Origin of the sequence: Rhodococcus sp. (in: high G+C Gram-positive bacteria) (genome assembly GCF_049286785.1) — a bacterium.
Classification (GTDB): domain Bacteria; phylum Actinomycetota; class Actinomycetes; order Mycobacteriales; family Mycobacteriaceae; genus Rhodococcus_F.
On the sequence record NZ_JBAQEO010000060.1, the window covers coordinates 1 to 9,628 of the forward strand.

The following is a 9,628-nucleotide window of genomic DNA, read 5'->3' on the forward strand; positions in this document are numbered from 1 at the left end:
TGACCACCCGATCCGCCGAGGATTCATACCAGCTGAGTGCGGCACGCGCCCACAACCAGTCGCTCACAGAGCAGAAGGCTGCGCTCGAGCGCGACGTCGAGACCGCCAATTCCGCACCCGAGCTGGCAGAGGAAGCGGCCAAGCTGGGGATGGTGCCGGCCAACGACCCGGCCCGGCTGGTAGTCCATCCCGACGGCAATGTCGAGGTGGTCGGAAAGCCGGCGCCGGCATCCGGAACGCCCGTGCCGCCGCTCGATGCCGCCGCGCCGACGACGCGCGCCGGTAATGCGGTGGCCACCGCTCCGAACCGCGGAATCACAGCTCAGGCGCCACGCGCCACGCCGCCGTCCGGCAATGGCACGGAGATCCAGGCTCGGGGTGAACAATTGGTTCCTGTGATGCCCTCGGCGAATGCGCAGGCGACGGAGTCGTCCGCCACGCCGACGGCGCCGCCACCGTCCGGTGGTCGCCGGTGAACCGAAACGCACCGAGAAATCATCCCCGGCGCCCGAAAGGCTCGGTTACCGCATCCTTTCCGTTCAGACAGCGGGTCGGGCGCACGATGATGTTCGGGGCGCTCGGCGTCGCGGCTCTCCAGCTTCTGTGGATTCAGGTGATCGATGCCCCGCAACTCTCGGCGGAGGCAGCGAATCAACGCACGACCACCATGATCGACCCCGCGTTGCGGGGGTCGATCACGGACCGTAACGGACACGCCATCGCATTCACGATGGAGGCAAAGGCGTTGACGTTTCAGCCGGTGCGGGTGCGAAAAGAGCTCGAGGAAGCCAGAACCAAGAGCGACAAGGCACCGGAGGTCGACACCAGGCTCGACGACATCGCGTCCGAGATCCGGGACAAGCTCGGCGACGCCGCCCCGGAGAAGGAACTGAAGGAGAAGCTGCGCAGCGAGGAGACCTTCGTCTATCTCGCGCGCAGTGTCGACCCCGCGGTGGCCGCACAGATCAGCGAGAGGTTTCCCGAAGTGGGCCTCGAGCGACAGGACATACGCGAGTATCCGGGTGGGTCACTCGCGGCAAATCTCGTCGGGGCCACAGGTTGGGACGGACACGGGCTCCTCGGCCTCGAAGACTCGCTCGACTCCACGCTCGCCGGCACCGACGGTTCGGAAACGTACGACCGCGGCTCCGATGGTGCAGTCATTCCGGGGAGTTGGCGGGACAAGCAACCGGCGATGGACGGTTCGAGCGTGGAACTCACCATCGATTCGGATCTTCAGTACTACGTACAGCAACAGGTGCAGACGGCGAAGGACAAGTCCGGCGCCAAGAACGCCTCGGCCGTGGTCCTCGACGCCCACACCGGTGAGGTGCTGGCGATGTCCAACGACAACACGTTCAACCCCGCCATCGGGGTAGGCAGCAATCCGCGCTCGGTCGAGATGGGCAACCTGCCCGTCAGCACGCCATTCGAGCCCGGTTCGGTGAACAAGATCGTCACGGCGGCCGCCGCGATCGAGTACGGGCTCACGTCTCCGGACGAGGTCATCGACGTGCCCGGCACCATTTCGATGGCGGGCGTGTCGGTGAAGGACGCGTGGGACCACGGTGTCGTCCCGTATACCGCCACGGGCGTGTTCGGAAAGTCGTCCAACGTCGGCACCCTGATGCTCGCGCAGCGCGTCGGTGAAGACAGATACGCGGACATGCTGTCGCGGTTCGGTCTCGGTCAGCGCACCGAGGTCGGGCTGCCGGGTGAGAGCGCGGGAAACGTCCCGAGCCGCGACCAGTGGTCGGGTGGCACATTCGCGAATCTGCCGATCGGCCAGGGTCTGTCGATGACCCTTCTGCAGATGACTGGCATGTACCAGGCGATCGCGAACGACGGCGTCCGGATACCTCCGCGAATCGTCAAGGCCACCGTCGACGCCTCCGGCAACCGGACCGAAACCGAGCGCCCCGACGACATCACCGTCGTGAGCCCGCAGACCGCCGAGGTCGTGCGAGACATGTTTCGCGCGGTGACCCAGAGCGATACCGGCAATCAGCGTGGTACCGGGGTCCAGGCGGCTGTCGACGGCTATCAGGTCAGCGGCAAGACCGGCACCGCCCAGCAGGTCGATCCCGCATGCAAGTGCTACTCGAACTCGAATTACTGGATCACCTTCGCCGGGATCGCCCCCGCCGACGATCCTCGTTTCGTCATCGGCATCATGCTCGACGCGCCGAGCCGAAGCGCGGACGGATCGGGTGGACAGTCGGCGGCGCCACTCTTCCATAACATCGCCTCATGGATTCTGCAGCGTGACAGTGTGCCGATGTCCCCGGACCCGGGACGGCGGCTACTGCTGCAGGTGGACTGAGGGAGGGTCGGCCGAATCGGGTGTCGGATGCGTTCACGGTAACCTGACACGTCGGCCGTTCAGTGCACGTCGGCCGTTCAGTGCACACCGCTGTTCGGAGAGACGTAGTCGTGCGTGAAGCGGCTGAAGTGGAAGTGCTGAGGTGGACGAACTGCGTCGGCCCGTGCACGACGCTGTTGCCAGAGAGAGTCGACACCCGAGAGGAGCCCGGTGCCAGTTCCGTCCCGTTCGCAGTCGGAGTCGGAGTCGGCGGTCGTCGACGTTCTTCGGCCGACGCGTCCGTTCCGTAACACCGTTCGCGACCTCGCCGAGTTCGCCGGCGCCCGTATCGAGGCGCCGGCAGGTCATGGGGAGACGGCCGGCGACGTCGTGGTGACGGGCGTGGACTTGCGGGCGCAGGGGATCGTGGACGGCGACCTGTTCGCCGCACTGCCCGGAGCCCGCGCTCACGGGGCCGAATTCGTCGAGGACGCCCTTGCTCGCGGCGCATCCGCCGTCCTGACCGACGAGGTCGGCGCTGCGCGGGTGGCAGAACTGGGCGCTGCGGTGCCGGTGATCGTCCACCGCGACCCGCGGGGGGTGCTGGGCGAGCTGTCCGCCAGGATCTACGGGCGTCCCTCCGAGAAAATGCAGGTCATCGGCATCACCGGCACGTCCGGGAAGACCACGACCTCGTATCTGGTCGAGGCGGCGCTCACCGCGGCGGGCCGTACCACAGGACTCGTGGGCACGATCGAGACGAGGATGAGTGGACGGCGGGTGCCGAGCGCGCTCACCACCCCCGAGGCCCCGCAGTTGCATGCCCTGTTCGCGGGAATGCTCGAGCGCGGGATCGACACCGTGATCATGGAGGTCTCCAGTCACGCGCTGGCCCTCGGCCGGGTCGACGGTGTCCGCTTCGATGTCGGCGCCTTCACGAACCTCTCTCAGGACCACCTCGATTTCCACCGTGACTTCGAGGATTACTTTGCCGCCAAGGCGCGGCTCTTCCAGGCAGATTCCGCGGTACATGCGCCGAGGGCTGTGATCTGCGTCGATGACGTGTGGGGACAGCGGATGGCTGATGTGGCCAGGGATGCGGACGACATCGTGACGACGGTGGCCACGCGGGCAACGGCAGATGCGGACTGGACGGCGGGACCGGCGACGGTCCTGCCGTCGGGTTCCCAGCGTTTCGCGCTGACCAACGCCGACGGGGACACGGTGGATGTACTGCTCCGGCTGCCGGGACAGTACAACGTCGCGAACGCTGCGATGGCGGTGGCGCTGAGCGCGGCGGTAGGTGTCGATCCTGCGGATGCGGTGTCGGGAATCGCCACCGTGGACGTTCCGGGCCGGGTCCAGCGGATCGACCGCGGTCAGGATTTTCTCGCTGTCGTCGACTACGCGCACAAGCCGGCCGCCCTCGAGGCCGTGATCTCGACGTTGCGCGGCCAGGTGACCGGCCGGGTCGCCGTGGTCGTGGGAGCAGGCGGTGACCGTGACGCCGCCAAACGGCCGTTGATGGGTGCGGTGGCCGCGCGTGGTGCGGATCTGCTCATCGTCACCGATGACAATCCGCGGACCGAGGATCCGGCACACATCAGGGCGGCGGTCCGGAAGGGCGCCGTCGAGGTGCCCGAGTCGGAGCGCGGCGAAGTGCGGGAAATAGCGGATCGGGCGCAGGCAATCGCCGACGCCGTCCGCTGGGCGAAGGCCGGCGACGTGGTTCTGGTCGCGGGCAAGGGACACGAGATCGGTCAGGAGATTCACGGGGTGAAGCACCCATTTGACGACCGCGAGGTTTTGGGCGAAGCGATCCAAGAGGTACTCGGAGGAACGGAATGATTCCGATGACTCTGGCCCGGATCGCGGAGATAGTGGGCGGCGAGCTGCGCGACGTGGTCGACCCGTCCGCTCTGGTGACGGGAACTGTCGAGTTCGATTCGCGGAAGGTGACCGAGGGCGGACTCTTCCTGGCTCTACCCGGTGCGCGGGTGGACGGGCACGAGCATGTGGATTCGGCGATCGAGGCCGGTGCCCTAGCGGTACTGGCGGCCCGGCCGGTCGGTGTGCCGGCCATCGTGGTGCCCCCGATGCTGTCGGATGCTCCGAGTCGGTCGATGGCCCTCGAGTACGACACGGACGGTTCCGGTGCGGCGGTGCTCTCGGCGCTGGGGAAGCTCGCGCGGGCCGTTGTCGACGAGCTCACCGCGAAGGGCCTGACCGTGATCGGGGTCACCGGATCCGCGGGCAAGACATCGACGAAGGATCTACTTGCGGCCGTCCTGCGTCCGCTGGGTCCGGTGGTGGCACCCCCGGGATCGTTCAACAACGAGCTCGGCCATCCCTGGACAGCGCTGCGTGCCGATACGGACACCTCGTTTCTGGTGCTCGAGATGTCGGCGCGCGGCGGCGGACACGTCGCGTCCCTCGCCGAGATCGCACCCCCGAAGATCGGCGTGGTCCTCAATGTGGGAACGGCGCACCTCGGCGAGTTCGGTTCGCGCGACGCGATCGCCACGGCCAAGGGCGAACTCGTCGAAGCGCTGCCCTCGGCGGAGGAGGGCGGCGTCGCGGTGCTCAACGCCGACGACCAACTGGTGTCGGGCATGGCTTCGCGAACCTCGGCCCGTGTGGTCCTGGTCGGCCGGTCGGAGTCCGTGCAGGTGCGCGCCACCGATGTTCGTCTCGACGACAAGGCAAGGGCGAGTTTCACTCTCACGACACCGGCGGGGAGTGTCCCGGTGACGTTGGCGGTGCACGGGGAACACCAGGTCGGCAATGCGCTCGCTGCGGCGGCGGTGGCGCTCGAGTGCGGCGCGGACCTCGAGCAGGTGGCCCACGCTCTCGCCGGGGCGTCCGCGGCGTCCGCGCGACGGATGGAGGTCAGCGACCGCGCCGACGGCGTCACGATCATCAACGATTCCTACAACGCCAACCCCGATTCGATGCGTGCAGCTCTCAAAGCGTTGGTGTCGATGGCCCGATCCGGCCGGGGGTCCGGTCGCCGCAGCTGGGCGGTGCTCGGCGAAATGGGCGAGCTGGGGCCGGAATCGGTGGTCGAGCACGATGCGATCGGCAGGTTCGCGGTGCGACTGGACGTGAGCCGGCTGATCGTCGTCGGCACGGGCCGGCCTGCCCGGGCCATGAATCAGGGCGCAGTCATGGAGGGTTCGTGGGGTGAGGAATCGATCCTCGTGCCCGACATCGCCGGTGCGATCGAACTGCTCGAAGCGGAACTGGCACCGGACGATCTGGTGCTGGTCAAGGCGTCACAGTCCATCGGGTTGTGGGCGGTCGCGGATGCGATATCCGCCGGGAGTGCGGGACAGAAGGGTTCGGAGGCTACGCGGTGAGACAGATCCTCTTCGCGGCGGGCATCGCGCTCGCCGTCTCGATTCTGCTGACACCCGTCCTCATCAAGGCGTTCTCCCGGCAGGGTTTCGGTCAGGAGATCCGGGTCGAAGGTCCGGCCAGCCACCAGTCGAAGCGTGGAACGCCGACCATGGGCGGCGTCGCCATTCTGGCCGGGCTGTGGGCCGGTTACTGGGGTTCGCACCTGATCGGAATCGGGTACGAGGCCGACGGGCCATCGGCGTCGGGTCTTCTGGTGCTGGGACTGACCACCGCCCTCGGCGGTGTCGGATTCCTCGACGATTTCATCAAGATTCGCAAGCAGCGCAACCTGGGACTCAACAAGACCGCGAAGCTGGTCGGCCAGTTGGTCGCTGCGGTGGCGTTCGGAATCCTGGCCCTGCAATTCCGGGGCGGAAATGACCTGACGCCGGGCAGCGCGCATCTGTCCTACGTGCGGGACATCGCCACGGTCACGGTGGGGTCCGTCGTGTTCGTCGCCTTCTGCTACCTGCTGGTCAGTGCCTGGTCGAATGCGGTCAACCTCACCGACGGGCTCGACGGTCTGGCCGCCGGGTCGATGAGCCTGGTGCTGGGCGCCTACGTGATCATCACTTTCTGGCAGTACCGCAACGCCTGTGAGACCAGCCCGGGTAAGGGTTGCTACGACGTCCGCGATCCGCTCGACCTGGCCCTGTTGTGCGCCGCGGGCGCCGGTGCGTGCATCGGTTTCCTCTGGTGGAACGCGGCACCCGCGAAGATCTTCATGGGCGACACCGGATCACTCGCGCTCGGCGGCATGCTCGCCGGGCTGTCGATCACCACTCGCACCGAACTCCTGATGGTCGTCATCGGCGCGCTCTTCGTGGCGGAGGCGGCGTCCGTGGTCATCCAGGTGGCGGTCTTCCGGTCGAGTCGACGACGGGTGTTCCGGATGGCGCCGTTCCACCATCACTTCGAACTCGCAGGGTGGGCGGAAACCACGGTGATCATCCGATTCTGGTTACTGGCGGCCATCGCGTCGGCGATCGGTCTCGCTCTGTTCTACAGCGAGTACCTGGCCGCGATCGGGGGTTGACGGCATGTCGCAGGAACAGATCGTCGAACTCGGCTGGTTGCGCGGTCGTAGCGTTCTCGTGACCGGGGCGGGTGTCTCGGGACGAGCCACGATCGAACCGTTGCACGACCTCGGCGCTCTGGTGACGGTCGCCGACGCGAATCCCGAGGCGCTGGCCGAATGCGCCCGCATGGGGGCCGCCACCACCCCGATCGATGATCTGCTGGCCGATCGCGAACGACTGGCCGATTTCGCTCTCGTCGTCACCAGCCCGGGTTTTCGCCCGGACGCGCCGATTCTGTCGGTGGCAGCCGGAGACGGAATTCCGATCTGGGGCGATATCGAGTTCTCCTGGTACGTGGATCAGGCTGGAATCTACGGTCCGCCGCGGCAGTGGCTGGTGGTCACCGGCACCAATGGCAAGACCACGACGACGTCGATGCTGCAGTCGATCCTCGACGCCGCCGAGCATCCCAGCGTTGCATGCGGGAACATCGGCCTTCCGGTTCTGGACGCGCTCCGCGAGAGCACGCCGCGCGCGGAGGTGCTGGCCGTCGAACTCTCCTCCTTCCAGTTGCACTGGGCGCCGTCGGTCGTGCCTGCGGCCGGCGCGGTCCTGAACATCGCGGAAGATCACCTGGACTGGCACGGAGGCATGCAGCCGTACATCGATGCCAAGTCCCGTGCGCTCTGCGGTGAGGTCGCGGTGGTGGGACTCGACGACGAGGTCGCGTCGTCACTGGCGTCTTCTTCTCCCGCAGGCCGGACGGTCGGGTTCCGCCTGGGCGTGCCGGCGCCGGGAGAACTGGGGATCGAGGACGGATATCTCGTCGACCGCGCCTTCGCGGACGGCGCGCGGCTGGCCCACACCGAAGGAATTACCCCGCCCGGACCCGCGGGACTGATGGATGCTCTGGCCGCGGCGGCGCTGGCCCGCGCGATCGGTGTCGCACCGGATGCGGTAGCGGCGGGACTTGCCAACCACGTGGTAGGTCCGCACCGCGCGGCGTACGTCGCGGACATCGGCGGCGTGACGTTCATCGACGACTCGAAGGCCACCAATCCGCACGCGGCGCGTCCGTCGATACTCGCACACGAGCGGGTCGTCTGGATCGCGGGCGGGCTCCTCAAGGGTGCGAGTGTCGACGAACTGGTGCACGAGGTGGCGGATCGGCTCGCCGGGGCCGTCCTTCTCGGTCGCGATGCGGACCGGATCGCGGAGGCCCTGGCGCGACACGCCCCCGAGGTTCCCGTAGTGAGTGTCGAAACGGGAGACGATGCAGAGGTGATCGCAGTCCCGCAGACCACGGCACACCGGGTGGTGCTGCCGCCCGACACCGTGAGCGACGCCCTCATGGAGGTCGTGGTGCGGGAGGCTGCCGCGCTCGCGGAGCCCGGGGATGTCGTCGTTCTTGCGCCGGCAGCCGCGTCACTCGACATGGTCGACAGTTACGGACACCGGGGACGCAGCTTCGTCGATGCGGTCGGCCGGCTGCGCGAATCGGACATCTCCGGGAACGCACGATGACGTCGGCGCGGCCGCCGCGAACACGGATAGGGACCTGGATGGCCCGGCCGCTGGCGTCGTTCCATCTGGTGGTGACCATCGCGTTCCTGTTGACGGTGCTCGGTCTCGTGATGGTGCTGTCATCGTCCAGCGTCGAGGCGTACGCCAGCGATGGTTCGGCCTACACCCTGTTCACTCGGCAGACGATCTTCGCCGGGGTCGGGCTGGTGTTGTTCTTCGTGGCGCTGCGGATCCCGGTCCGGATCATGCGGGCGCTGTCGTTCCCGACATTCGCCGGCACGATCTTCCTTCTCGTCCTGGTGCTCATTCCCGGCATCGGTACCGTCTCCCAGGGCACCCGAGGCTGGTTCGTGGTGGCTGGGTTCTCGTTGCAGCCGGCCGAGCTCACCAAGATCGCGCTGGCCATCTGGGGTGCGCATATCCTCGCGTCCCGTCGCGCCGGCGGTGTGACCAGCGTGCGGGACATGCTGGTACCGCTCGTTCCGGCAGCGTTGCTGGCATTCGTCCTCATCATTCTTCAGCCCGACCTCGGAACCACGGTCTCGCTCGCCATCATCTTGATGGCGCTGCTGTGGTTCGCCGGTCTGCCGCTCAAGTTGTTCGTCGGCATCGTCGGCACCGGTCTGGTAGGCATCGTCGTGCTCGCCCTGACGGCGGGTTACCGTTCCGCCCGTGTGCGCGAGTTCCTGAACCCGGGTTCGGATCCGCAGGGCATCGGTTACCAGTCGAGGCAGGCGATGTATTCGCTGGCTGACGGGGGGATCCTCGGCCGCGGACTGGGGCAGAGCCGCGCCAAGTGGAGCTACCTGCCGAACGCACACAACGACTTCATCTTCGCGATCATCGGTGAGGAGCTCGGCTATCTGGGCGGCGCGGCCGTGCTCGGCCTGTTCGGTTTGTTCGTCTACACCGGACTGCGTATCGCCATCCGCTCGGTGGACCCGTTCCTGCGGTTACTCGCCGGGACGGCCACCGTGTGGATCACCGGTCAGGCCTTCATCAACGTCGGGTACGTGATCGGACTGCTGCCGGTCACGGGTCTGCAGTTGCCGCTGGTGTCGGCGGGCGGGACCTCGACTGCGACGACGCTCTTCATGTTCGGGATCGTGGCCAACGCCGCGAGGCACGAGCCGGAAGCGGTGGCCGCGTTGCACTCGGGTCAGGACGGTCGGTTCGGACGCCTTCTCCGGTTGCCGAAACCCGAGGCGTATTCCCCGGTGCGCGCGGAGGTGGCCCGAGCCGAGGCGGTGCGCCGGGCCGAAGCGCGTCGGCGGGCGGGTCGTGAGATGGTGCCGCGCACCGGGACGATCACGTACGGTGCGGGCCACTCCGGCCGGGGCGGTGCCCGCAGGCCGGAGCGTGGCGGGTCGCGGCAGAGTGAGCG

At 67.6% G+C, this 9,628-nt stretch carries 7 protein-coding genes; all 7 read left to right on the top strand.

Annotation, left to right across the window (positions count from 1 at the left end; all coding sequences use genetic code 11):
* The coding region (locus WAW17_RS02335) for a hypothetical protein (RefSeq protein WP_422331412.1) at window positions 1–476 on the top strand (476 nt) is incomplete at its 5' end.
* Entirely contained in the window at window positions 473–2,323 is a 1,851-nt protein-coding gene (locus WAW17_RS02340) for a peptidoglycan D,D-transpeptidase FtsI family protein (protein WP_422331413.1), read from the top strand. The genes WAW17_RS02335 and WAW17_RS02340, both read left to right, overlap by 4 nt.
* 210 nt (window positions 2,324–2,533) lie before the next feature.
* Window positions 2,534–4,150 carry a UDP-N-acetylmuramoyl-L-alanyl-D-glutamate--2,6-diaminopimelate ligase gene (locus tag WAW17_RS02345; RefSeq protein ID WP_422331414.1) on the top strand — a complete coding sequence of 539 codons (1,617 nt, stop codon included), beginning with the start codon at window positions 2,534–2,536 and terminating at the stop codon, window positions 4,148–4,150.
* Window positions 4,147–5,661, top strand: coding sequence for a UDP-N-acetylmuramoyl-tripeptide--D-alanyl-D-alanine ligase (locus WAW17_RS02350; protein WP_422331415.1), 1,515 nt, complete (start codon window positions 4,147–4,149; stop codon window positions 5,659–5,661). The genes WAW17_RS02345 and WAW17_RS02350 overlap by 4 nt, the downstream gene beginning before the upstream one ends.
* On the top strand, window positions 5,658–6,737 hold the full coding sequence (mraY, locus tag WAW17_RS02355) for a phospho-N-acetylmuramoyl-pentapeptide-transferase (protein WP_422331416.1): 1,080 nt from the start codon (window positions 5,658–5,660) through the stop codon (window positions 6,735–6,737). The genes WAW17_RS02350 and mraY overlap by 4 nt, the downstream gene beginning before the upstream one ends.
* Window positions 6,738–6,741: 4 nt before the next feature.
* Window positions 6,742–8,244, top strand: coding sequence for a UDP-N-acetylmuramoyl-L-alanine--D-glutamate ligase (murD, locus tag WAW17_RS02360; RefSeq protein ID WP_422331417.1), 1,503 nt, complete (start codon window positions 6,742–6,744; stop codon window positions 8,242–8,244).
* On the top strand, window positions 8,241–9,628 hold a 1,388-nt coding region (gene ftsW, locus WAW17_RS02365; RefSeq protein ID WP_422331418.1), incomplete at its 3' end, for a putative lipid II flippase FtsW. The genes murD and ftsW, both read left to right, overlap by 4 nt.

What these genes read in the sequence shown, in the direction of transcription:
- murD (WP_422331417.1), top strand. Translation starts at nt 6,742, where the DNA reads ATGTCGCAGGAACAGATCGTCGAACTCGGCTGGTTGCGCGGTCGTAGC.
- WAW17_RS02350 (WP_422331415.1), top strand. Translation starts at nt 4,147, where the DNA reads ATGATTCCGATGACTCTGGCCCGGATCGCGGAGATAGTGGGCGGCGAG.